This window comes from Paenibacillus sp. NRS-1760 (genome assembly GCF_050467785.1).
In the GTDB taxonomy this organism is placed as follows: Bacteria; Bacillota; Bacilli; order Paenibacillales; family Paenibacillaceae; genus Pristimantibacillus.
In genome coordinates this window covers 551,537-577,622 of record NZ_JBITPK010000021.1, presented here as the reverse complement: position 1 = coordinate 577,622, position 26,086 = coordinate 551,537, and the positions used below count along the sequence as shown (strand labels likewise).

Below are 26,086 nucleotides of genomic sequence, written 5' to 3'. Positions count from 1 at the left end.
AAGGCTGATGAAAATCATCGTTCTCTTATTATCTAAATGACGGAGTGCAGGGAAATGTCATTAATTGTTGAATTTGGGATAAAGAATATACGACTAACATAATGCCCAATACAGTAAGGTATGAAGTATTGTTAAATCTGATTTTGGTACAGTGAACGAATTAGCACTACAATTTCTTGAAGCAGATAGGCTTGAGTTGTATAACAAAATAAGTGAAAAGATGACTGGCCTTGAGGGATGAAACCTTCAAGGTTTTCTTTTTATCCAGACTAGTTTCGAGTAAAGCAGGTGGGGAACGACCCAATGGCTTGTGCTTGTCGGACTCACGCTGATGGCTTTCGCCCAATTAAGGTTTGCATTCAATGAATACAATATAAAACTTAAAATAATAAACATTCCAGACGTAGCAGCTTGGTTGCTGCTACCTGGAATGTTTATTTATCAAAATTATAAGGTTGAAATTGCTCGTGAAAGTACTTTGTATTTCTCATAGCGATCCTGATAGATGGACGTATTAGATTCACTTGGGTAAAATATCCGCAGCGGTTTGACAAGTATGTTTACGGCTTCCTCATAAGTTTGGTAAACCCCGGAAGCTTTTCCAGCGAGAATGATGTTACCCATCGTTCCAGCTTCACTAACGTTTAATCTCTCTACAGGACAATTCATAATGTCAGCTTTAATCTGTAGCCACAGGTCGGATTTAGCCCCACCGCCTACCGCGCGCAGCGACTCAATAGGAATGCCCGCTTCCGCAAGGCATTCGAGGTTGTAGCGCATTTCATACGTAACACCTTCCATTAAGGCTCGGTACAGATGGGTCGAATCTGTATCAAATGATAATCCATAAATCGTACCCTTGGCTTCGGGATTCATGTATGGCGTACCTGATCCGGCAAAATGAGGAATCACGAGCAAATCGGTAGGTGATGCTGCAGATGTTGAATTCAAATAGTCGTAAACGTTAATGCCTAATTTGCGGGCTTCTGCTTCGGCGATTTGACCGAACTTGTCTCGGTACCACCGAATAAGGGAACCGCCAGTAAAATTGAAGGCATATGTCAAATATAAACCTTCAATGACATGCGGTGCGCAATTGAATTGATACTGGAGCATCTTCGTATTCAGAATTGGTGAAGAATAGGCAGGCGTAATACATTCCACGGTTCCGATACCGTCCACCGCATGATTGTTATGTAAAATACCTGCACCGAGAGCTGCACAGGCTTGATCATGGCCGCCGGCTACAACTAACGTTTCTGAACGGAAGCCTAGCGATTGTCTTATTTCATTGCGAATGGGGCCAATGATTTGACCAGACTGAATGAGGTCAGGAAATTTGTGTACTTCAATTCCGGCGGCATTAAACATATCAGAGTCCCATTCTTTTTTGGACACATTAAAGGCCATTGTGCGAGAGGCCAAGGTGTAGTCTGTAACCGAAATGCCCGTGAGTACAAAAGCGATGAAATCGCCAAACGGCATGAACTTCCATACTTTTTGGTAAATCTCAGGCTGGTATTGTTTGATCCACATGACCTTCGGAAGGGAGAACATCGGATGCAGAGGGACTCCGGTAAGCTCCATCGTCCGTTCCTTACCGATTTTTTGTTCAATGATTGCAGCTTGCTCTATACCTCTTGAATCCGTATACAAAATGGCATTGCTTAATACATTTCCATCATGGTCGACGGGAACAACCGTCTCACCCAAGGAAGAAATGCTGAGGGCGTGAACATTGACGCCGGGAACAGCTAAGAGCACATCCGCGATAACCCGTCTGACGGATTCCCAGACTCGTTCTGGATTTAGCTCAAAAGCTCCTGGTTTAGGCTGTTCCAAAGGGTATTCCATATACGCGGCTGATAGAAGAGTTCCGCCCTCATCAAAGAGCGAAGCCTTACATCCAGTCGTTCCGATGTCGAGTCCCATTAGTGACAATTTATAATCCCTCCAATAATAAGTATATGTTCATTATAAACAATTTTTGTTTGTTTGTATAATATAAATTTCGAAAATAATCTTTTAAACAAAATAGCTGAAAACTTTGATATATAGCGATATTAATGGGGTTTTGCTATTCGAAATGCTATATTCGAAAAAAACGGTTTTTAATATTTAAATTTTGTGGTTGCTTATTACATAGGGATTAACTATAATATGTTTGAAACGAACATTAAGGAATATAGACTGATAGAAAGGTGGAAGGTAATTTGTCTAAAGTCTCCATGGGTGAAATGCTGCGGGATGCTTCTCGTAGGGGCTATGCGGTCCCATGCTTTAACGCAATAAATTTAGATATGGTTCGCGGAATCATTGAGGCCGCTGAGGATGAACAGTCGCCAGTCATCCTATGCCATGCTGAAATTCATTTTAAGTATACACCGCTCGAGCAGATTGCACCCATTATGGTAGAAGCGATGAACCGTGCCAAGGTACCGGTCAGCATCCTTCTCGATCACGGAAAGAGCTTCTCCGCGGTAACGAATGCGATGCATTTAGGCTTTAACGCAATCATGTTTGATGGTTCGGAGTATGAGTATGAAGAAAATGTTCGCAGAACCGCAGAGGTCGTGAAGATTGCTAAAACGCTTGGCGTTTCGGTGGAAGGAGAGCTTGGCTACGTAACTCGGCCAAAAAGCGGCGGCGCGGAAGGTGAAGATGATGATTCCATCATCGACGATACTTCGCTTTATACCGATCCCGAGCAAGCAAGGGAGTTTGTAGAGCGAACCGGTATTGATGCGCTTGCCGCTGCATTCGGTACTGTGCACGGCGTTTATTTGAAAAAACCAGTTTTGGATTTAATGCGCTTGGAGCGAATTCGGAATACGGCCGGTGTTCCGATTGTGATGCACGGTGGGTCTGGATTGTCGGAGGAAGACTTCCATAAGTCGATCGATCACGGTGCGTCTAAAATTAATTATTACACAGGGATGGCGCTTAAGGTTGTTGATCGGGCTAAAGAACGTTTTATCCAGTCCGAAGAGAAGACTTTCTATCACGAATTCATGATGAATGTCATTCAGGACTTTAAAGAAGATGCGCAGCATATTATGCGCACGTTTCGCAGCAGCAACAAAGCGTAATCACCAATAAAACAAGTATATGGGGTGTGTCAAATATGTCCGTTACCGCTCGTTTAAATCGTTTATTTAGTGAACAAGGCAAGTGCTTTGATGTCGCGATCGATCATGGCTTTTTCAATGAATATTCATTCTTGGCTGGCATTGAGAATATGAAAGCAGCAATCGAGACCATTGTACGTGCCAATCCCGATGCGATACAGCTTAGCGTTGGTCAAGCAGAGCATCTTCAAGCTATTCCAGGCAAAGAAAAGCCTTCACTCGTGCTGCGTACAGATGTTGCTAACGTATACGGCACGAAGCTTCCTTCACACTTATTCAGTGAACTCATTCATAATCCGGTTGAACAAGCAGTTCGCCTGGACGCAGCATGTGTCGTTGTAAATCTGCTGCTTCTGCCGGGACAACCAGAGCTTCATCGTCAATGCGTGCAAAATATATCAAAGCTGAAAACGGAATGTGAGCGTTATGGCATGCCACTTATGGTTGAACCGCTCGTTATGCTTCCGAATGAGCAAAAAGGCGGCTATATGGTCGACGGTGACATTACGAAGATCGTTCCGCTTGTTCGTCAAGGTACGGAGCTTGGCGCGGATATTATCAAAGCCGATCCATGCGATAACGTAGAGGATTATCATAAGGTTGTGGAAGCGGCATCAGGCAAGCCGGTATTGCCGCGTGGCGGCGGACGGGCTTCTGACGAAGAAATATTGTCGAGAACTTACGCACTTATGCAGCAGGGAGCTTCTGGAATTGTATATGGACGCAATGTCATCCAACATAATAATCCAGAGGCGATGACTCGCGCATTTATGGCTGTAGTTCACCAAGGCGCGACGCCTGAGCAAGCATTAGCTATTTTGAAAGGAGCGTAATCGGCATGGCGAAAAAAGTCATTCGCTTCGGCGTTATCGGCTGTGGATTAATGGGAAAAGAATTTGCAAGCGCCTCAGCGCGTTGGTGCCACTTGAGCAATGTGGATTATATTCCTGAGATTACACATGTATGCGATGCGCATCTGCCTGCGACAGAATGGTTCGAGAATAACGTGCCTAGCGTGAAGAAAACCACTTCCGATTACCGCGAGCTCATTGCGGATCCGGAAGTGGATGCTGTCTACTGCGCAGTGCCGCATAACCTGCATGAGCAATTATATATAGATATCATTAAAGCTGGAAAACATTTGCTTGGTGAGAAGCCATTTGGCATCGATGCAGAAGCCAATCAGTCAATTATGAAAGCAATCGCGGAGAATCCGGACGTGATCGTTCGCTGCTCCTCTGAATTTCCATTCTTCCCGGGAGCCCAACGGATTGTCGAATGGGTTAATCAAGAAAAATTCGGACAAATTATCGAGGTTGAAGCCGGCTTCTGGCATAGCAGTGACCTCGATCCGAACAAAACGATCAATTGGAAGCGTCGTATCGGAACTAATGGTGAATACGGCTGCATGGGTGATTTGGGCATGCACGTCGCACATCTGCCGTTCCGCTTCGGTTGGAAGCCAGCTAACGTAAGGTCACTGCTTAGTAAAATCGTGCAGGAACGTCCGGATGGTAAAGGCGGCATGGCCTCTTGTGAAACATGGGATAATGCGATATTGGCATGTGAGGTCAAAACAGATAAGTATAATTTCCCGATGGTGCTTTCCATGAAACGGATTGCTCCAGGTCATGCCAATACTTGGTTTATCCGCATTAACGGCACAAAAGGCTCTGCAGAGTTCACGACCAAGAACCCGAAGCAAGTCGCATTCCTTCCATACGAGCCAGGGGGCGAGCAGGCATGGCATATTTCAGATGTTCCATATAAATCAACCTATGGAACGATTACTGGAGGTATTTTCGAATTCGGCTTCTCGGACTCGATTTTACAGATGTGGGCAGCTTTCTGCGATGAGATCGCAAATGGAAAAGACAACCAATCCTCCTTCCAATGTGCGAAACCGGAAGAAGCGGCCATGAGCCATCGACTATTCACAGCGGCTTTGGAGTCAGAGAAAACAGATAATACGGTTTTGCTGAACTGGGAATAGGACTGCTTAAGGGGGAGGAAAACGTGGAGCTTTACGGAAGGAAATGGAAACGTCGCGAGCTGGAAGCGAGAGTTGGCCGCATTGAGCAAATTGGCGGTGTTGAACGTTATACAAGAAGTGAAGGGCCTGAAGCGGGAGTAGACACGTTCCGAGTGCGAACCGGAGGGGGGTTATGTTACTGGGTAACGCCAAGCAAGGGAATGGACATCTCACTTGCTGAAATGCATGGCATACCAGTTAGTTGGTCCTCGAGCAATGGAGAGCCCCACCCTTCTTATTACGATCAGCGAGAAGCGGAATGGCTGCGAACAGCATCCGGTGGATTGCTTATGACCTGCGGATTATCACAGGTTGGATCGCCGGGTAAAGACAGCGACGGTGCTTACGGTCTTCATGGCCGAATTCATCATACGCCAGCACGTCAAATTTCATCTTGGTCAGAATGGGCGGGCGATGATTATGTGCTGCGAGTCCGTGGAGTCATAGAGGAGACCTCGATTTTTGGAGAGCATCTACGCCTGACTAGAACAATAACTAGCCATTTAGGTGAAAATCGCATAACGATCCTAGATTCCGTTCAGAACGTTGGATTCCGTCCTGCGCCTCATATGATGCTATATCATTTCAACTTCGGATTCCCGCTGCTTGCCGAGGACACGACAGTGGAACTTCCGAAAGGAAGAACGTCAACTCGCGACAGCGATATGGATATGAGAAGGATGGGATTATGGCAATCGCCTGATCCTACCTTTAGAGAACAAGTGTATTATCATAAACCTGATCAAAGCAAGGATGCGGTCTTTGCACGTATTCATAGTCCCTCATTCCCGATTCGTCCTGCAAACAATAATTCACATGGTTTATCGGTAGAATTGGAATGGGATCCTGTCACGCTTCCGAAATTCGTTCAGTGGAGAATGCCAGGGTCAGGTGAGCATGTACTCGGACTGGAGCCTTCTAATTGCTGGACGAGAGGAAGGACGGACGAAAGGGAGAGAGGATCGCTCCGTATATTAGAGCCGAGTGAAACCATCGATTATCGATTGGAATTGCGATTTATTTAAACACATTCTAAGGAGGATAAAGGTATGCTGCAGACTAAGCCTTATGTATTTTGGTTCGTAACTGGAAGTCAGGGACTGTATGGTGAAGATGTTTTGTCAAAAGTGGAGGATAACGCGAAGGAAATGGTCGCTGGGCTGGATCAAGACGATGCTCTTTCTTATAAAATCATATTTAAAGCAGTCGTAACAACGCCGGAAGCTATCCGTCGTGTCTGTCTGGAAGCGAATTCAGACGATCATTGTGCGGGAATCATTACTTGGATGCATACGTTCTCGCCAGCAAAAATGTGGATCTCAGGCCTTACCCAACTGCGTAAGCCGTTGCTTCACTTTCATACGCAGTTTAATGTAGATATTCCATGGGACAGCATTGACATGGATTTCATGAATTTGAATCAAGCGGCACATGGCGACCGAGAATTCGGATTTATTGGAGCCCGTCTTGGCATAGCCCGTAAAATCATTGCAGGTCACTGGAAAGACGTGCAAGTACGCAGCAGAATCGGTTCTTGGATGAGAACGGCTGCCGGCTTTACGGAAAGCCAAACGATGAAGATCGCTCGTTTCGGTGATAACATGCGTTATGTCGCCGTCACGGAAGGCGATAAAGTAGAAGGACAAATAAGGTTCGGTTGGTCGGTGAACGGTTATCCTGCAGGTGATCTGGCCGAACGTGTGCAGGATGTCACGGATGGACAAGTCAAGGAATTGATGGATGAGTACTCAGAGCTTTATGACTTCACAGAGAACGGCCAACGTGAAGGCACCGAGCGTGATGCGATTCGGGAACAAGCACGCATCGAGATAGCATTAAAAGCGTTTCTTCAAGAAAGCGGTTACAGTGCATTTGTAACAAGCTTTCAGGATTTACACGGATTGAAACAGCTGCCCGGGCTAGCTGCGCAGCGGCTTATGGCTGCCGGATACGGCTTCGGAGCAGAGGGTGATTGGAAAACGGCCGCTCTTGTTCGCATTATGAAAATAATGGCTGAAAACAAAGGCACGTCCTTTATGGAAGATTATACATATCACATGCAGGAAGGCAATCAGCTTGTGCTCGGCGCTCATATGCTAGAGATATGTCCGACAGTTTCCGTCAGCAAGCCAAAGATTGAGGTTCATCCGCTGTTCGTCGGTGGTAAAGCCGATCCGGCTCGTCTCACTTTTAATGGGAATAGTGGTAAAGCAATCAATGCTACCGTAGTTGATCTTGGAGACAGATTTCGTCTGATAGTGAACGAAGTAACTGCTGTGAAGAATGAGAAGGAAATGCCGAACCTGCCGGTAGCGCGTGTTCTGTGGAAACCTGAGCCGTCGTTATCTGATGCTGCGGAAGCGTGGATTTTGGCTGGCGGCGCGCACCACTTTGGTTTCTCTTTTCATGTTACAAGCGAGCAGATGGCTGACTGGGCTAAGATGGCCGGTATCGAATGCATCATTATCAATCAGACCTCTACGATGACGAGCTTGGAGAACGAGATTCGTTGGAATGATCTATATTACCGTTTGAACCATAAATACTAGATGTTTTTATGACGAGAAACCAACGCTCCTGTCTGTTGTGCGCTATTAAGAGCCGTTTGTGTTTCTCGTCCATTTTCATTCCGGGGGGACTTGCGATGTTGAGTATTGAAGTTAAAAGTGAGTTAAAAATGATTGTAGGCGATTCCTATTTTAAAGACGATCCCCAGTCGCTGATTACCCATTCCTATGATGGTACGCCGATGCAGCAAGCACTGCCTGATGGCGTCATTTATCCGGAAACGACCGATCAGATTTCAGCAATTATGAAGGTTCTCCATCGTCATCGTATTCCCTTGATCACCCGCGGCTCGGGAACCAACTTATGCGGAGGAACTGTTCCTGTTACTGGTGGCGTTGTAATGGTTATGCACAGAATGAATCGGATATTGGAGATTGATCTTGAAAATTTGACGGCGGTTGTACAACCCGGCGTGAACACGAAGCAGTTTATCACTGAGGTTGAAAATCTAGGGCTTTTTTACCCGCCTGATCCGAGCAGTATGTCCATTTCCACAATCGGTGGAAATATTGCAGAATGCTCTGGCGGTCTCCGTGGTCTCAAATACGGAACGACCAAAGATTATGTTATCGGACTCGAAGCAGTTTTAGCCAATGGTGATATATTACGAACGGGCGGAAAGCTGATGAAGGATGTGGCTGGTTACGATCTTACGAAGCTTCTTGTCGGCTCAGAGGGAACGCTTGCCGTTATTACGGAGGCTACACTTAAGCTTATTCCACCTCCAAAAACAAAAAAAACGATGCTGGCGATGTACAGAGATATCAATGGAGCTGCGAGAACGGTATCCAAAATCATTGAAAACCGGATAATTCCTGCGACGCTTGAGTTTATGGACAGTCCAACCATTCAGGTAGTCGATGATTATGCGAAGCTCGGATTGCCAAGGGATATGGAAGCGATTTTGCTTATCGAGCAGGATGGCGAAGCTGAGACAGTTGAGCGAGACATAGCTATGATTGAAGAAATATGCCGAAGTGAGCAGGCTGATCGTATTGATGTTGCAGAAACCGCAGAGGAAGCACTGAAATTAATGACAGCGCGCCGCAGTGCGTTCACGGCGTTAGCGAGACTGAGGCCTACGACGATACTTGAGGATGCAACTGTCCCACGTTCAAAGATTGCTGACATGGTTTTGGAAATAAACCGTATTGCCAAGAAACATAATGTTCAGATTTGCACCTTCGGGCACGCAGGCGATGGTAATCTACATCCTACGGCAACTACGGATGCTCGAGATCATGAAGAGGTGCATCGCGTGGAGGCCGCGTTCGAGGAAATCTTCGAAGCAGCTATCCGTTTGGGAGGTACTATTACGGGGGAGCATGGAGTTGGTATCGTGAAGGCTCCATTCTTAGAATGGAAAGTAGGTACGGCAGGTATTGAAGTGATGAAAGCGATCAAGTCGGCGTTTGATCCACTGAACATTCTTAATCCAGGAAAAATGTTCGCGAAGGAAACAAGGAAAAGGGTGGTAATCGGACATGCATGAGAAAAGCATAGACAAGCCGAGAAGTCCGATGGCTTCTAAGCTCGCAGCCAAACTGGATTATGAGCAGCTAACTAATTGCATGCGCTGCGGATTTTGTCTCCCTGCTTGTCCGACCTTCAGGGAAACCGGTATTGAGGCAGAGTCACCAAGAGGACGAATCGCCTTAATGAAAGCGGTTGTTGACGGCATAATGGAGCCTGACCAGCAATTTGAGGAGCAAATGGATCATTGTCTTGGCTGCCGAGCGTGCGAACCTGCTTGTCCCGCCGACGTGAAATACGGGCAGCTTATCGAACAAACGCGGGATGCAATTGAAGAACATACCGATCGGCATCGTTGGTGGGTAAAAGGGATCCGCCGCACCGTATTAAAAGAGATGTTCCCTCATCAAAAACGGATGCGACTGCTGGGTGGCGCTCTTAAGGCCTACCAGAAAACAGGACTTCGCAAAGTCGCTCACGCCAGCGGGATGATGAAGCTGTTTCCATCGCATTTGCGGGAGATGGAGAACATATTACCTGACACATCATATAAAGGAGTGGCCGAGAAAATCGGGGTCAGGCACTTGGCTAAAGGGGAAAGAATCGCTACCGTTGCATTATTTCGAGGCTGCCTCATGGATATGATGTTTACGCAAACCAACATCCATACCGTTAAATTGTTAACGGAATCGGGATTTGACGTGCTCATACCCGTGACTCAAAATTGCTGCGGCGCCTTGCACGCCCACAGTGGGGAGTCCGAAGAAGCCAAATCTCTGGCGCGGGTGAATATCAGAGCCTTTAAGGATGCGAACGTCGATTTTATCGTAACCAATGCGGGAGGCTGCGGAGCAATACTGGTCGAATACGATCATTTACTCCATGATGATCCGAATTGGAAAGCAGATGCCAAATGGTTTGCCGAGCGGGTTATTGACATTTCCGATCTTCTGGTTCGGATAGGCCGCAAGCTGCAGTTCTCAGAACGAGGTAAAAGTAAAGCGGAGAAAGCACTCCGTATAACATATCAAGATTCTTGTCATCTCCGTAATGTCATGCGTGCATCGGATGCACCAAGAAAGCTTATGGGAGAGATTGATGGCGTAAATTATGTTGAAATGAAAGAAGCGGATCGCTGCTGCGGCTCTGCAGGTATTTATAATGTGACTCAACCGGAAATGGCGGGACAAATACTGGAGCATAAGATGGTGCACGCAAATAATACACAGGCGGAATACATTGTGACCAGCAATCCTGGCTGCTTGCTGCAAATGAAGCATGGGATTGAGAAGCACGGCTCTCCTGAACGAGTGAAAGCTGTCCATATCGTGGATTTTCTATTTGATCGATTGAACATCGATTAGTAATGAAGTAGTTTCAAATAGTAAAATGTTTAAAATAGACGAAAACATTATGAAATGAAACATATTTTGTTGATTTCCAAGAATTCATTCCATACAATAAAGGTACAACCTTTCGGAAATGTAATCGTTTATTGCTTTTGCTTAAAAACCATCTGCTGGAGATATGAGGGAGTGCCATGAAGGACGACTTGAATGACAGACAAAAACAAATAATTCAACAGTTACAGACCAAAGGTGAGGTCAAAATATCGGAATTGAAGGAACATTTCGACGTAACGGATATGACTGTGCGAAGAGATTTGGAGAAAATGGAACGCAGCGGCCTGCTTAAAAGAACGTTCGGTGGCGCCATTCTTGCATCAAAAGATGTTGCCCTGGGAGAGCGTTCTATTGTACGAGGAGTAGAGAAAGAACGAATCGGGCGTCTTGCAGCCAGCTTAGTGCAGCCTGGTGAATCGATATTTATTGATGGAGGTTCTACGACGCTTCAGATTGCACGGCATCTTCCGGAAGATGCCAATATTACCGTTGTTACGAATGCTATTAACGTAGCTGCCGAGTTGTCAGAAAAAAGGATTCCGACCATAGTTCTTGGTGGCATATTAATGGATACGACCAAGTCAATGGTTGGGCCTGTCACACTGGAGACGATTTCTCGTATGGCATTTGACAAGGTGTTCTTAGGAGCAACGGGACTTCATCCTCAGCACGGATTCAGCAACTCCAATATGCATGAAGCAGAAATCAAGCGTGTTGCCATTCAAAAAGCAAAAGAGTCGTATATTGTAATTGATCACTCTAAGTTCGGTACGAGCATGCTGGTTTCTTTCGCGGATTTGAAAGTTGTCACAGCAATAATTACAGACGAAAGACCGAATCAAGAAATGGTTTCCATTTGTCAAACCGCCGAGACAACCATCTTCTTAGCATAGATATCATTAATTGAATTTGTCTCTACGCTTATGTTTTATGTATCACTTAATTGTTATTGAAATGAAATCGATAAGGATGAATGAACCAATCGTTGTGACATCACAATGGTTGGTTCATTTTTATTGCCGAATATTATGCAGAATCTACGTTGTCTACCAACCATACTAGTTATGCTTGATCAGATTCATCAAATATTGAAGCCAAAATACCACCAAAACACATAGCAGTTTCAAAGATAAGTACATGTTAATAGAGATGGACGAAGTGATAGGATAATGATGTTAAGAAGGGATCCTATCACGGGGGGTATTTAATTGAAAACAATGATTTGGAATCGAGTTTTCCTAGTTGTGATGATTGTGATGTTGTTGACGATGAGTTGGCCGACGGGAGCGAATATTTCATATGCTCAAGCAGGCGAAAGCTCGATTTTCTTTGACAATTTTGAAGATGAAGAAGCTGCAGCCTGGACCCACGAAAGTGGAACCTGGGCTACCGTTAATAGTACGGGAGTAACTTTATTTTCTGATGAATTCGAGAATGGAAGTTCTGCAGGGTGGACTAATAATGGGGGCGAGTGGTCTAGCGTACAAGGCGAAACGTCCAAAGTCTATCAACAGAGTTCCAGCAACGGGGGATCAGAGCTAATTGCAGGGAGCAATGCTTGGACAGATTACTCCTTTGAAGCGGATGTGAAGTTGATCAGCGGCGCTGGAGCGATGCTGGATTTTCGGCATCAGGATAACCAGAATTTTTACTATTTGTATATGAGTGAATCGTACATCAGGCTGATGAAACAAAACGGCAGCGCTCAAGATTGGTTAAAGGCATATGATGGTCCTTCACTTGATGTCTCGAGGTTTGTGCATCTGAAAATCGATGTGATAGGGAATCAAATCCAAGTATATAAAGACGGTGATTTGGTCATAGAGACTACGGACGATAACGGTTATATTCCATCCGGTAAGGTAGCGCTTGCCACATGGGCCTCATCGGCGCAATTCGATCATGTTGCCGTAACAGATCTGTCTGCTAATCAAGTTTATTCGCAAACGGAGAGTAGCGGCGGTATTTCCTATACAGGCAATAGCGCTTGGGCTGATTATTCCGTACAAGCTCAAGTTATGCCGACAGCCATAAGCGAGGATGGAACGGTAGGCTTAAGCCTGAGATATCAGGATAGTCTTAACAGATATGATTTGCAGTATACCGAAGATGGGAAAATCCAGATTGTCAAAGTTTTGGACGGAGAAGTGACAACGCTTTCAGAAGCGGCTTTCAGCATGGAAAAGGGCAAGTCCTATACATTCAAAGGTGTAGCAGGGGGGAAATATATCGATTTTTATATTAACGGCGTTAAACTACTGTCTACAGTAGACACATCTTTTGCAACCGGAAAGATTGCTTTGACGATGTCGAGGGCAACAGCGGACTTTGATAATATCGAGGTGCAAAAGGTATTAGCACCTGTTAATTCGGATGGTCATACAGCTTATTATGTTAGTTCCAGTACTGGCGATGATGCGAACGATGGTTTAAGCGCTGAACGCGCATGGAAAACTCTGAATAAAATTAATATTTCGACTTTCAGTGCAGGGGATTCCATCCTCTTGAAATCGGGCGACGCATGGAATGAACCGCTTGTTTTGAAGGGGTCCGGCTCGAAGGAATATCCGATTACTGTTTCTTCTTATGGTTTAGGCGTTAAGCCTGTCATTTCGTGGAATGCTCCATACGGTGGAAGTGTAGTCACTGGACATAATTTAAGCCACTGGACGATTAAGGGATTAGCCGTCAACATCCTAACCTCTTCAACGTTATCATGGAGCAATATTACAGCAGGAATTAACGTTATATATGATAATGCCGAGCGGTACGAAAATCTTCGAATTGAAGAGAATGATGTGTACAGCGCTAATTACAACAGTAATAGCAATGGAATTATGATTACGGCGTTGATTCCGGGAACAGACATCAAAGAGGTTGCGACGGATGTGTCGATAATTAACAATGAGGTCCATAATGTGGGGTGGTATGGAATAACCACTGCTGGATGGGATACCGCGAAAAACGAGGATTTGCGCTCCCAGATGCTTTTTGGAAGATTTAAAATCAGCGGAAACTACGTGCATCATACTGCCAGCCAAGGAATCGTTCTGCAAGATGCTCATCATTCCGTTATAGAAAGAAATGTTGTTCATGACGGAGGGCTCGGCGTGGACACTTGGGGACCAGGCGGCTTGTGGATCATCGCCTCCCGGGATTCTGTCATTAAATTCAACGAGGTTTATAACATGAAGGACGCCGGATCGGGTTATGATGGATCAGGGGTTAACGTGGATTGGTACTGTGACAATATTACCGTTCAGTATAATTACGCGCACGATAACAAAGGCAACGGCATAACGACAATGAGTAACTACGGAACAAAAATATGGAATAACAAAGTCAGAGGCAATCAAGGGCAGCAGTCGAACGGAAAGGGTCAAATCGCGCTCGGGAATTTCACGGGCAGGCCCGATCTCTCATCAGGAGAGCATGATCTGGATGTCGCCAATAATATGATCATCGTAGACTTAGAGAATTCAGCCGCGATCAATAGCGCTTCTAATCCCCATGGAACGTGGACGGGAAATAAGATTCATGATAATCACATTGCGGTTGCCAGAGGAATAACGAACTTTACTATTTTCGATATCGCTTCAAACACGAACTTCGATGTTATTGATCATAATAATGTTGCTAACGAAGCGCTAGCCTTTAGCTCGATTTATCATGGAGCTACCTATACGAGTCTTGGATCATGGCAACAGGGTACAGGGTTTGACGGCAAGACAAGAGTGCTGCCGCTTGATGAATCGATTCCTTCGACGATAAATCAAGTTACCGCAACGCTTAACGATTATCCTGAGTTATCCTGGTCGGAGGCAGAAGATCAAGGGAACGGGATCCTGCACTATAACATCTATCGAAGCGAAGACGCGGCTTTTTCGCCAGCTTATTCCAATATGGTGGGAGAATCCGCTACGACAAATTTTATTGATAGGGAAGAAGCACAGCCAAACACGACGTATTATTACAAGGTAGAAGCGGAAGATCGGAGCGGAAATGTAGGGGCTGCTTCAGAGGCTGTCCATCTAACAACCGGACCGACTGTCCCGGAAACCGAGCAACCGAAGATTGTTGATTTCGCAACTTTTCGCGATGGTTATCAATTAAATGTGGCCGATTTACAGACTATGCCTTATATCGCGGGAATACAACCCATTCAAAAGGTTGAGCTGTACGTGGATGATAGATTGATTCAGGAAATGACGGTATCGCCTTATGCATATACCGTAAAGGGCTTAAGCAATGGAGAGCATACTCTGCAATACAAGGCTTACGATATGACCGGGAGTGTTACCGAGTCGAGACGGATTAAAGTAAACAAACAAGTTACCGCCCTGCGCAGCTTATTCACACAATCTAGGCCGACAATTGACGGCTCAATCCAAGAATGGGGGACGCCCGAGTTTGTCATGGATCAGAGAGCCCAGGTGAAAAGTATTGAAAGCACTTTCTCTGATCAATGGACTCCGCAAAGGTTAAATGCACTAGGGCATACCCGGTGGGATAATGACAATTTGTATATCGCAATTAAGGTTATGGAAGACGTACATCGTTTGCCTATCTCGAATGCGGCCGATTTGTGGAAAGGCTCCAGCATTCAGATCGCCATAGATCCCGATAGAGGAACTATTCCGGGAAGCAAAGGATACACTGAATTCGCATTTGGGTTAACAGATGAAGGCCAGGCTGTCGGGTATCGTTACAATGCTATTGCCGGCAAAGCTGCAGGCGAGTTTACCGCAGGCGAAATGGAGATCATCAGAGACGAAGCGACGAAGTCTACTAGTTACGAATTGAGTATTCCTTGGGGCGAAATCATCCCGGGAGGAATTTCAGTTAAAGACGGTTCCGCCTTAGGGATCTCTGTACTTGCCAATTATAGCGACGGAAGCTTCGTCAACCCGGGTAATGGAGATTCCCGAAATGGATGGATTGAATACAACAGTGGGATCGGTGCTGGAAAAGCCCCAATTCAATATGGATATTTGATTCTTAACAAACAGATATTTGAAACTCCAACGATTAACGCGAAAGCCGGAAATGGAGAGGCGCAATTAAGTTGGAGTGCGGTAGCCGGAGCAACAGGTTATAACATTAAGTACGGTACAGCCAGCGGAGTGCATTCTAGCAAGATTGATGCGGGAAGCATCACCCATCTTACTGTATCTGGGCTGACAAAGGATACGACCTATTATTTTGTAGCGGAGGCCTATGATGCATATGGCGAAAGCGGTCTTTCTAACGAAGTATCAATCGTCACTTTAGGCGAGAGTGGTATCGGAAGTTCTGGAAGCCAAGTCGGCAACGTTCACTCTAAGGTAGAGATTAAGGACGGGGCGGCGCAAGTGAAGTTGGATGAAGGTCAATCGAAAGCTGTCGTCCTCTTATCGGAAGTCGGGAATTATCCGCTTCAAGTGCATCTTGGCAAAGTAGCGATTACCATCAGTCAAGAGACGCTGGATGATCTCAGAAAACAATCAGGCAATATCACCGGTACTTTGATTGAAGTGACCATGAGCCCTATTAACGATTCTGCTATATTAAACGTGCCGATCAGCGGCAGCAAAGCGACGATGAAAATCGCAGGTGAAGTATATGATTTCGAAGTCAAGCTCAAGACTGCCGATAATCGTGAAATCCCAACCGATATAGTCTCAGGCGGCATTACTCTATCTCTGCCTTATGATCCCGGTCAAGTCGATGAGAAGCTTCTCGGTATTTACTATTACGATAAGGCGAAGATGCAATGGGAATATGTCGGCGGTGAAATCGATGAGGTCATGAATCAAGTTAAGGTAACGCTGCAGCATCTTAGCATGTATTCGGTTATGGAGTATAACAAGACTTTCAGCGACGTGAAGGAAGGTCACTGGGTGAAGCGGGTGCTTCAAATATTGGCAGCAAAGCATATTGTCAATGGTGTGGATGAGTGGAGATTTAACCCTGAAGGAAAAACGACCAGAGCAGAATTCGTAACTTTACTGGCGAATGCTTTAAACCTGGAGGCCGATGGTGTGAGCAATTCGTTCATCGACGTCAAAGAGGAAGCATGGTATGCGGATAGTGTAGCGGCAGCAATTAAAGCTGGAATCACTTCAGGCATAAGCGCAAATCAGTTTGCCCCAGACCAATTCATCAGCCGAGCGGAAATGGTCACGATGATCGTGCGTTCGGCCGGCATTCAACCAAAGCCTGTGGCGACAGTCGTCTATACCGATGCGCATGATATTCCGAGATGGGCTCTACCCTACATTGCCGCTGCCGAAGAAGCTAACTTGGTGCGTGGAAGAGGAAGCAACTTGTTTGCGCCTCAGAGCAATGCGACACGGGCGGAAGCTGCCCAACTCGTTTACAATCTATTGAATAAATAAAGGGAGCGATGGCACATGTTGCTACAGGAAGGACAGAAAATTATATTTATTGGCGACAGCATTACGGATTGCGGCAGAAAGGATGACCCTGAAAATATAGGAGGCGGATATGTACGCATCGTTCGGGATTACTTATCGATCGTACGACCGGAGATCTCTTTGCAGGTAGAGAACCGTGGGATAAGCGGTGAGACGATATTGGATCTAAAGGCACGTTGGAATGAAGATGTAATTGAGTTAAAGCCGGACTGGCTTACCGTATCAATTGGCATAAATGATGAATGGAAAAATGTCAGCTGCGATGATTTCAGAGAAACCTACCGGGAATTATTGGCTGAAACGAAAAGCAAAACGGGGTCATCGTTGATAGTAATGGAAACGACAATCCTATCCGAAGATTCGAACGACGGGAAGAATGAACGACTTCTTCCCTATAATCAGATAATTAGAGAAGTCGCGGCGGAATTCGAAGCCATTCTCGTGCCTCAGTTTCAGTCATTTACAGCATATTTAAGGGAGCAGCGCGGCAAAACACTAACCGTGGATCAAGTTCATATGAATTCTGCCGGGAATTTGCTAATGGCCATCAATTGGTTGAAGGCTTGCGGGTTCGCACAATAAAAAACACATAAAAGCAAACCCGAACTCAAAATAAAACACATAGACAAACCGATTATATTGTGACATTATTGAGTCGTTAACCCTTGTCCGAACTGCTGAGAAATTGTTGCCATCATCATATGTCTCGGAGGATCTCATGTTTAAAGAACTGGTGTCCTATACAACAAAGTATAGATTAAGCTTTCGGATGATCCTCACAAATATTTGTATTGCCGTTTTGCCCATTCTCCTTCTAGGGACAGTGGGCTATTTTTCTTATATTAATATTCTAAAAAAGAACGCACTCGATAATATTAATATTTTCGTGACGCAAACTAACAATCGTTTCGACGAATATTTTTACCGAATGGATCAGCTTTCAAAGTCGATTTTCTTTAACCGGAACGTTCAGTCCATCATGCTCGAGAATAAATCATGGCAGGAATCCGATATTTTGCTGAAAAATTTAAACTCGTATTTGTCACTGGAACCTGCCTTAAAATCCATCGGCATGATTAGTTCAGAAGATTTTCGCTTAGTATCCACAGGAGAACTGCTTATGCATCCTATGGTGGCGTATTTGAAAGAGATGGAAAATAAGAACAGACTAAGCAATAAGCTGCAGATTTCTCCTCCATTTTCAAAAGACCAGGGCATACTGGCTTTCAGGAAGGTTAAATCCGTTCTCCCAAACCGATACCTGCAGGAAATTTACATAGGCGTTTTGTTATTGGATACGGAGTGGATACAGCAAATATTACGCTCAGCGGATTTGGCGGATAAAGCAGAGCTTTATATTATGAACGAGAGTGGCGATCTCATTGGCTCTTCGACTAATAATCCCGATTTTGAACAAATATATGCCCAGACTAGAATGAACCAGGATCACAAAGTCATCGATTTTCAAATGAACGGCATCAATTACTTGTACCAGTCACTCCCGATCAAAAGCTTAGGTTGGAAGTTCGTTGCATTAATTAATGAGGATAAGCTGGTGGGAAAAGCATCAATCATTCAGTATATCGTGATTTCGGCTATAGCGATCATGGTTCTAATCGTCATCTGGGTTGCGATCTCCTTTAATATTCGTTTAACCCATCCTATTACTAAGATGGCCGATATATTCGATAGCGCAGCGAGTGGTGACCTGGATGCCCGGTTGAGATTCGGCTATAAGAATGAAATCACAATTATTCAGGACCACTATAACAATATGATGAATGAAATCAAGAAGCTTACGGACAATCTGCTGCAATCACAGCAGCAGCTCTATGAAACAGAAATGGAGAAACGAATGTTTCAGTTAAATGGGCTCCAAAGCCAGATTAATTCTCATTTTTTGTATAACGTGCTTCACTCTATAAGAGGCATGGCCTTGTCCAACGCAAAGAGGGAGGTAGCTGTCGCAATTGACAATCTCGTCTCTTATTTCCGCTACATTACACGTACGGATGAATTTGTTCTTCTGCACAAAGAGCTTGAGCACCTGGAGCGATATATAGATATTCAAAAAATAAGGTTTGGAGAACGGCTGCAGTTTAAAGTAATCATAAATCAGGGTCTCGGAGCCCGTTCGATCGTGAAGCTCATTCTTCAGCCGCTTGTGGAGAACGCCTTATTTCATGGTCTCGAAGGAAAAACTGGGCGATGGATCATTCACATCCATGCGACTATCAATGAGGAGAATCAATTGCTGATCAAGGTGATGGATAACGGAGTCGGAATGAGCGAGGAACGCTTGATGCGCATGCGTCAAGAGTTTGAAAGCATGAATAAGAACTCATCCGAAACCGCAGGGCTGGGACAAGGAATCGGGCTCGTCAATATTCATAAAAGAATTCAAATCTATTATGGCAAGCCCTATGGACTATCCATCAAGAGTTGGAAAAATAGGGGTACGGTTGTGACGGTCAGCGTACCGCTTAAAGCGAAAGGGTGAGTAAACGATGTACAAGTTGATCCTCGTTGATGATGAGCCGTGGATATTGAAGGATATGGAACAAATTGTGGATTGGGAAGCACTCGGCTTTCAAATTGTAGCGAAATTAAACGACGTACATATGGCTGAAAGCCTATTGAAGCGGCAATCGATCGATATCGTGATCAGTGATATTCGTATGCCAGGGAAAAGCGGCTTGGATTTATTGTCTTTCGTGAACCGTGTTTCTCCCCATACGCTGGTGGTGTTCATGAGCGCATACAGTGAATTCAGCTACGCGAAACAAGCGCTGGAGCTGGGCTGCTTTGCCTATCTGCTTAAACCTGTCAACGAACAGGAATTGCGGGATACGTTAAATAATTGCAGCAATCGGTTAGCTAAACGTGATCGGGATCAGCGCGTACTTCAAACCTACCACAACTCCATGTTGTTTTTGGAAATGATCGAGAAGGGATTAACCGTACAACAAGTATCAAAGCTGTTAAAAGGTTTGGGAGTTGAAATGGGAACCGGAGCAGGATCAGGATATGCCTTTGCTATCGTTAAAAGCAAAACAGCCATATCGGAGCAATCCTTGCTGAGATCGGATCGATTGCTGCAAGAGCATGGTGTTGCTTTATTCCGTGCCATGGCGAGTCCACTCAAATGGACGTATTTATTAAGTCGTTCCGACATGGATTCGAATACGTTTAAGTCATTATATAAAAACATACTAACCATGGCCGCAGAGTTTCAATGGGATGTAGGAATAAGTCTGTCGAACGACTCCGACAGTCAAATCGCAAAATATTACAACCAAGCGAATATGATGGCTGAAACCTCGAGCTTGAACCGCAGGATAGGCGTTTACCGCTATAGGCCGAGAGTAAACGCGGCATTGCCGTCTATCATGGAGCGGATAGGCAAAGCAACAAAGCTTGAGCATCTGGAAGCGGCGTTATTCGATTTACATAGAGGAATCGCCAAAGATCAAATTCATTTAAGTGGGCTAGTTGAAATCTATAATTTTTTTGTCGTGGTGATCAAGAACTTCTCTTCGTCGACCCAATCATTAGCTGAGGACTCCATTACCGTTCAAGATCTGGTCCTCCACTACGGCAATCCCCATGATTTGCTTGTACAAATGAGAATGTTAATTGACGAGCATAAGAAGAAACCGTCGGAGTTAACAACATTTCCAATCGTTGAGGAGATTATCAAGGACATCGAACGACGATATGCGCACAAACTATCTCTCAAAGAGTTTGCCCAGCAGTACTTTATTAGCCCAAACTATTTGAGTCATCTGTTTAAACAGGAGAAGGGCCAAAGCTTTATCCATTTCCTCATTCAGAAAAGGCTTGATGCGGCTATTACGCTATTGAAAGAGGATATATCACTATATGATGTCGGAAAGTTAGTTGGATATGAAGATTATGCCCATTTCAGCAAGCTATTCAAGAAACATCTTGGTCAGTCGCCGCTAGAGTACAAACAGCGCATTGACAATAAAAACATCGTACACAAGAAACCACATCCAAATCTCTTTGATTAATACATAGAAATGCCTTCGAGCCCGTGTCACAATGAGAACCATCAATCAAGAATAGAGGGTGAATGAAAAGTGACAAGGGCCTATGGTATGGAGATGGATACGATGGAAGTGCTGAGTTGGATTAGAATTTATGAAAATGGAATTTATTTGGAGATACAGATTGCCGAATGCGGAGATGTCCGTCTGGTTCATTTGTCTCCCTTCCCAGCGAATGAAGATGTACGAGGAACAGAGGAGGTACGAGGAACGCGCCGAATCGTCGAACTGCAAGTGACGGGTGAAGATCGGAACGATCATCATGCGTCTAAATACACAGGGACAATGCCGGGAGGTAGGCTGAAGTACGATTGCCACAGAGATTTCTATAACGAAATTGGAAGAAAACTTGAAGTGGTTATGGAAGATAGGGGTATGTGGGTGACGGTTCACTATCAATTTTATAACGATATCCCTGTCATCCGAGCTTGGACGGAGGTCGTCAATCAGAGTTTGAATTCCATTCCGATGGAATATGTCTCCTCGTTTACAGTGACTGGTATCTCGGGCGGAAGCCGCGGGTCATGGGAAACCAAAAGTCGACTTCATATTGCACATAATGCTTGGCACGGAGAGCTGCAGTGGAGAAGTTATAGGCTATCCGAGCTAGGTTTAACGAAAGTAAATGATTTTTCGATCAAAAGACTTTCGTACAGCAATTCGGGAACCTGGTCTACCGCCGATCTTCATCCGATGGGTGGATATGAAAATATTGAGGCGGGAATGGCCATGTGCTGGCAAATCGAGCATAACGGTTCTTGGCATTGGGAGATTAGCGATAAGGCGAATGATCAACTCTATTTGCAATTAAGCGGCCCTACAGAGAATGAAAGCCATTGGTGGAAAAATGTCGCGCCAGGTGAAGCATTTATGTCCGTTCCTGCGGCAATTGCGATTGTCAAAGGAGGGTTCGAACAGGGAATTGTGGAATTGACGCGTTATCGGCGAGAAATCCGTCGTTGGAATGAAGACAATGAGCGGCTTCCCGTTATTTTCAATGATTACATGAATTGTTTATTCGCTGATCCAACGACCGAGAAGATTTTACCCTTAGTCGATGCGGCTGCTTCGGCGGGTTGCGAATATTATTGCATCGATGCTGGATGGTATGCGGATGGCGAATGGTGGAGCGATGTAGGGCTTTGGCAACCGTCACAAAGACGTTTCCCAGGCGGATTGCAGGAGGTGCTCGACTACATCCGGGCGAAAGGTTTAATCCCGGGACTTTGGCTGGAACTTGAAGTCATGGGCATTCATTGCCCCTTAGCGCAGCAAGTGTCGGATGAATGGTTTTTCATGCGACATGGCAAACGGGTCATTGATCACGGCAGGTATCAATTGGATTATCGACATCCCGAGGTCATTCAATATGCAGATGAAGTAATCGATCGTCTAGTGACGAAGTACAAGGTCGGTTACATCAAAATGGACTATAACATTAATGCAGGCATTGGTACTGAGGTTAACGCCGATAGCTTCGGCGATGGCTTGCTTCAGCATAATCGTGCCTACCTGCGCTGGCTTGATAGCTTATTTGCTCGTTATCCGGATTTGGTCATCGAGAATTGTGGAAGCGGCGGTTTGCGTATGGATTATGCTTTGCTCGCCAGGCACAGCGTGCAGTCCATTAGCGATCAGATGGATTACCGCAAGTTTGCGGCGATATCTGCTGCTGCTCCTACGGCGCTCACACCAGAGCAATCCGCTGCTTGGTCATATCCGCTTAAAGAAGGAGATCGGGAAGAGGTCATCTTTAACATGGTGAACGGCATGTTAATGCGAGTTCATCAGAGCGGGCACTTGTCAGACATTGCATCGGATCGCTTTGAACTGATTCGCGAAGGAATTTCCTATTATAAGAGTATACGAGCATTAATTCCGAAGGCTCTTCCATTTTGGCCGATTGGCTTGCCTAAACACGGCGATCATTGGCTTAGCCTTGGACTTAGAAGCGGTGAGAAGGCTTATGTGGCTGTATGGAGATTGGAAGGCGGAGCGAAAGAGGCGAGATTTCCTATTCCGGATTGTGACGGCAAGAAAGTAACGGTTCGATGTGGGTTTCCTCAGTATGAGAACCGTGGTTGGAGCTGGAGTCAGCTTGAGAATGCGTTAGTTGTTACACTTCCAACGGAATTTACGGCACGCCTGTATGAGTTGCACATTGAGGAGGAGTAGCCAATGGCCAAAAAGTGTGTCTTTGTTGCATTGATATTCGTTATAGCAATGATTGTCTTCGTTCATAATGACAGGGCTTACGCAGCGGGTACGACCTATTATGTAAGCAGTTCGACGGGCAATGATAATAATAACGGGACTAGCGCAGGCACTCCTTGGCAAACTTTGGCTAAAATTTCTAACCTTACGTTTAATCCTGGCGATAAACTATTATTAAAATCAGGTGACACTTGGAATGAAAGCGTTACCTTAAACGGTTCGGGAACGGCTCTGCTTCCGATCCAAATTACCGCCTATGGCAGCGGGAGCAAACCTATCATTCGATCTTCGGCCCCGGCTGTGGTGAGCATGACGAATGAGAGCGGTTGGATCATTTCGGGATTGGACATAGAGTGTACGACGACGAATGGGCTAACCAGCTCGACTACAACGAACAGAGCGATCGATATTACTTATAATGCTGAAGGGGCCTGGTCCAATATCACGATAGATGGAAACCTTGTTCGCGGTCCTGGAATAAACAGCAATTCGGAAGGCATTCTGATTTCGGCGGTTTATCCGACAAACAAGCATAGCGAAGTCGCACGAAATATCGTTATTAGCCATAATGAAATCTATAACTTGGGTTGGAGAGCAATTGGAGTTGCCGGTTGGGATAACACATTATCGAACAATCATAAAAGCTCTGCGTTATTCCGCAATGTTAAGGTTCACAATAATGTGGTATTTCAGCTTGGAAATCAAGGGATCGTCATCGGGAACTCGAATTATAGCACGATAAAATGGAACCTTGTACATGATGCCGGTCAATATGCCGGAACAGGGGTCACCTGGGGACCGGGAGGAATTTGGTCAGTCGCTAGCTCATATGTTGATGTCATGTTTAACGAGGTCTACAATATGTCCGACAGCAACACGGGGCATGATGCATCCGGATTAAACATTGATTGGTCTAATGAATATGTCAACGTACAATATAATTACGCTCATGATAATAAAGGCAACGGCGTGACGACGATGGCGAACATTAATTCGAGAATCACTGACAATAAAGTGAAGGGCAACCGCGGAGAAACCTCTATCGGATCGGGCCAAATCGCATTAAGCGACTTTACAGCGGATACGGGGAGATATTCAGGCTTGAAAAATCTCGTTGTCGCAAATAATTTAATCGTAGTGGATCAAGCGAATACGAGTGCGTTAAGCAGTAAAGATGCGTCACCCGGGGACCCTTGGTCGGGAAATTCGTTTCAGAATAATCGGATCATTATGGCGAACGGAATTTCGGGAACTTCAGCTTATAAAATTGGGTTAAGTGCACCGGTTGATCTTATCAATGACAATCGATTCTATCAGGTAAGCGGGACGGCATTTCAAGCTGAAAGGTTTGGGGTCAGCTACAACACGATGGCGGCATGGAGAAGCGCATCCGGATTCGATCTAGGCAGTACCATCTCCGCATTGGATAGTGTGGCGCCAGGTAATCCGTCCGGGGGATTGGCAGCTTGGAATAGCGGAAGCTTAAGCATATCGTTATCTTGGACGGCAGCTTCCGATACGGGTTCAGGACTTAATCACTACAATATTTACCGTTCAACGACCCCAAACTTTACGCCTGCCTACAGTAATATGGTTGGAGAATCAACGACAGCAAGCTTTACCGATCGGCAAGAGCTTCAAAGCGGCACGGCCTATTATTATTTGATTGAAGCCGAAGATAACAATGGAAATATTAGTTCAGGCACAACGTCGGCAGGTGCGACCAGCGGAACCATTCCGGCATCCACAAGAAAGTATGAAGCTGATAAGGACGTCGGGGCGATCTCGCAGGGACCGGTTTGGTACTATCACAAATGGAATGGCACGACTTATACGCCATTGGCAAATTACTACGCACCATGGAGAATGTGGCGGGATGGCTCGACTTTCTTAAGCGTAGGGGAAAATCTGCAATCTCCAGATGGCAGCGATTCTGTAAGAACATGGTTAGCGCCGGAGGACGGCGAAATTACGCTCTCGTCAAACGAAGCCATTCACCTGTTGAACACGGGGGCGGGAGCGGATGGCGTAAACGTTAAGATTTTGAAAAACAACGCGCAAATTTGGCCGGCGAGCGGCTGGCAACAGGTCATCTACGGAACGACAGTATCGTCTCCCGCAATAACGCTCGATGTGATCAAAGGCGATGCGATACGTTTTGTTGTGAATCAGAATTCGAACAATTTGTACGATACTGTTTATTGGAATCCTATACTAACCTATAATTCCATTTATTTATTATCCGAAAACTTCGAGAGCTCCGCAGGAAGATGGACCGTGCAATCGGGCAGTTGGTCGGTCGTGACGGATAGCGGCAGTAAGAAATACAGGCAGACGGACTATTCAGGGAGCCTTGCAACGGCAGGGATCGACTCGTGGAGCAACTACACGTTAGCTAGCGATATTCAAATAAGCAATACCGCGGGAAGTGGCGGTTTCGCGAATCTGGTCTTTCGTCTAACGGATGCAAATCATAAATATTTTGTTTATATCAGCAATATGCATGGGATGGCGATCAAGAAAACGATAGCGGGAACCCAGACGGTGCTGGCGTCGAAAGCTTATACGATCAACGTCGGGACGACTTATCGCGTGTCAGTTGAAGTTATTGGAAATCAAATAAACTTGTATGTGGATGGCATTCTTCAACTAAGTGCAACAGATCCTGCTTTTACGTTCAGCAAGGGGAGGATTGGGTTAGAAACGTATAATGCGACTGTGCTATACGATAACGTTATACTCACTGAGCTATAGGGACGCAGGACGCCTCGATCACCGATCG

At 45.4% G+C, this 26,086-nt stretch carries 15 protein-coding genes; 14 read left to right on the top strand and 1 reads right to left on the bottom strand.

What is annotated here, in order from left to right:
- Nucleotides 1–447: 447 nt before the first annotated feature.
- Nucleotides 448–1,932: an FGGY-family carbohydrate kinase gene (locus ACIFSR_RS30540; RefSeq protein WP_339209551.1), complete on the bottom strand. Its 1,485-nt coding sequence runs from the start codon at nt 1,930–1,932 to the stop codon at nt 448–450.
- A 281-nt stretch (nt 1,933–2,213) separates the two neighbouring features.
- Between ACIFSR_RS30540 and ACIFSR_RS30535 the strand changes: the two genes are divergently transcribed.
- The 14 genes from ACIFSR_RS30535 (at nt 2,214) to ACIFSR_RS30470 (ending at nt 26,058) form a co-directional block, all read left to right on the top strand.
- Nucleotides 2,214–3,089: a class II fructose-bisphosphate aldolase gene (locus ACIFSR_RS30535; RefSeq protein WP_339208099.1), complete on the top strand. Its 876-nt coding sequence runs from the start codon at nt 2,214–2,216 to the stop codon at nt 3,087–3,089.
- A 35-nt stretch (nt 3,090–3,124) separates the two neighbouring features.
- Nucleotides 3,125–3,961 carry a class I fructose-bisphosphate aldolase gene (locus tag ACIFSR_RS30530; protein ID WP_339208100.1) on the top strand — a complete coding sequence of 279 codons (837 nt, stop codon included), beginning with the start codon at nt 3,125–3,127 and terminating at the stop codon, nt 3,959–3,961.
- A 5-nt stretch (nt 3,962–3,966) separates the two neighbouring features.
- Nucleotides 3,967–5,121 carry a Gfo/Idh/MocA family protein gene (locus tag ACIFSR_RS30525; protein ID WP_430062445.1) on the top strand — a complete coding sequence of 385 codons (1,155 nt, stop codon included), beginning with the start codon at nt 3,967–3,969 and terminating at the stop codon, nt 5,119–5,121.
- A 23-nt stretch (nt 5,122–5,144) separates the two neighbouring features.
- Nucleotides 5,145–6,185 carry an aldose 1-epimerase family protein gene (locus ACIFSR_RS30520; protein WP_430062442.1) on the top strand — a complete coding sequence of 347 codons (1,041 nt, stop codon included), beginning with the start codon at nt 5,145–5,147 and terminating at the stop codon, nt 6,183–6,185.
- Between the two features lie 24 nt (nt 6,186–6,209).
- Complete coding sequence (gene araA / locus ACIFSR_RS30515; protein ID WP_339208103.1) at nt 6,210–7,709, top strand: L-arabinose isomerase; 1,500 nt, start codon at nt 6,210–6,212, stop codon at nt 7,707–7,709.
- Nucleotides 7,710–7,804: 95 nt separating this feature from the next.
- Nucleotides 7,805–9,220 carry a glycolate oxidase subunit GlcD gene (glcD, locus tag ACIFSR_RS30510; protein ID WP_339208105.1) on the top strand — a complete coding sequence of 472 codons (1,416 nt, stop codon included), beginning with the start codon at nt 7,805–7,807 and terminating at the stop codon, nt 9,218–9,220.
- Entirely contained in the window at nt 9,213–10,565 is a 1,353-nt protein-coding gene (locus ACIFSR_RS30505) for a (Fe-S)-binding protein (protein ID WP_339208107.1), read from the top strand. The genes glcD and ACIFSR_RS30505 overlap by 8 nt, the downstream gene beginning before the upstream one ends.
- A 176-nt stretch (nt 10,566–10,741) precedes the next feature.
- Nucleotides 10,742–11,497 (top strand): DeoR/GlpR family DNA-binding transcription regulator, encoded by a 756-nt coding sequence (locus tag ACIFSR_RS30500; RefSeq protein WP_339208108.1) that lies wholly within the window; start codon nt 10,742–10,744, stop codon nt 11,495–11,497.
- Between the two features lie 324 nt (nt 11,498–11,821).
- Nucleotides 11,822–16,981, top strand: a complete 5,160-nt coding sequence (locus tag ACIFSR_RS30495) for an S-layer homology domain-containing protein (protein WP_430063185.1) — start codon at nt 11,822–11,824, stop codon at nt 16,979–16,981.
- A gap of 15 nt (nt 16,982–16,996) precedes the next feature.
- A complete protein-coding gene (locus tag ACIFSR_RS30490) occupies nt 16,997–17,602 on the top strand; it encodes an SGNH/GDSL hydrolase family protein (protein WP_339208109.1) in 606 nt (201 codons plus the stop codon).
- 136 nt (nt 17,603–17,738) lie between these two features.
- The gene (locus ACIFSR_RS30485; protein ID WP_430062437.1) at nt 17,739–19,520 is read left to right on the top strand and encodes a sensor histidine kinase; all 1,782 of its coding nucleotides are present in this window, start codon (nt 17,739–17,741) and stop codon (nt 19,518–19,520) included.
- A gap of 7 nt (nt 19,521–19,527) precedes the next feature.
- Complete coding sequence (locus ACIFSR_RS30480; RefSeq protein WP_430062435.1) at nt 19,528–21,054, top strand: response regulator; 1,527 nt, start codon at nt 19,528–19,530, stop codon at nt 21,052–21,054.
- A gap of 69 nt (nt 21,055–21,123) precedes the next feature.
- The gene (locus ACIFSR_RS30475) at nt 21,124–23,265 is read left to right on the top strand and encodes a glycoside hydrolase family 36 protein (protein WP_430062433.1); all 2,142 of its coding nucleotides are present in this window, start codon (nt 21,124–21,126) and stop codon (nt 23,263–23,265) included.
- Nucleotides 23,266–23,268: 3 nt separating this feature from the next.
- Nucleotides 23,269–26,058, top strand: coding sequence for a hypothetical protein (locus tag ACIFSR_RS30470; RefSeq protein WP_430062431.1), 2,790 nt, complete (start codon nt 23,269–23,271; stop codon nt 26,056–26,058).
- The last annotated feature ends 28 nt before the right edge of the window (nt 26,059–26,086 follow it).

Excerpts from the sequence above, each read along its gene's own strand:
- ACIFSR_RS30540 (WP_339209551.1), bottom strand. The coding sequence starts at position 1,932 with ATGGGACTCGACATCGGAACGACTGGATGTAAGGCTTCGCTCTTTGAT.
- ACIFSR_RS30530 (WP_339208100.1), top strand. The coding sequence starts at position 3,125 with ATGTCCGTTACCGCTCGTTTAAATCGTTTATTTAGTGAACAAGGCAAG.
- ACIFSR_RS30525 (WP_430062445.1), top strand. The coding sequence starts at position 3,967 with ATGGCGAAAAAAGTCATTCGCTTCGGCGTTATCGGCTGTGGATTAATG.
- araA (WP_339208103.1), top strand. The coding sequence starts at position 6,210 with ATGCTGCAGACTAAGCCTTATGTATTTTGGTTCGTAACTGGAAGTCAG.
- glcD (WP_339208105.1), top strand. The coding sequence starts at position 7,805 with ATGTTGAGTATTGAAGTTAAAAGTGAGTTAAAAATGATTGTAGGCGAT.
- ACIFSR_RS30505 (WP_339208107.1), top strand. The coding sequence starts at position 9,213 with ATGCATGAGAAAAGCATAGACAAGCCGAGAAGTCCGATGGCTTCTAAG.
- ACIFSR_RS30500 (WP_339208108.1), top strand. The coding sequence starts at position 10,742 with ATGAAGGACGACTTGAATGACAGACAAAAACAAATAATTCAACAGTTA.
- ACIFSR_RS30495 (WP_430063185.1), top strand. The coding sequence starts at position 11,822 with ATGATTTGGAATCGAGTTTTCCTAGTTGTGATGATTGTGATGTTGTTG.
- ACIFSR_RS30490 (WP_339208109.1), top strand. The coding sequence starts at position 16,997 with ATGTTGCTACAGGAAGGACAGAAAATTATATTTATTGGCGACAGCATT.
- ACIFSR_RS30485 (WP_430062437.1), top strand. The coding sequence starts at position 17,739 with ATGTTTAAAGAACTGGTGTCCTATACAACAAAGTATAGATTAAGCTTT.
- ACIFSR_RS30480 (WP_430062435.1), top strand. The coding sequence starts at position 19,528 with ATGTACAAGTTGATCCTCGTTGATGATGAGCCGTGGATATTGAAGGAT.
- ACIFSR_RS30470 (WP_430062431.1), top strand. The coding sequence starts at position 23,269 with ATGGCCAAAAAGTGTGTCTTTGTTGCATTGATATTCGTTATAGCAATG.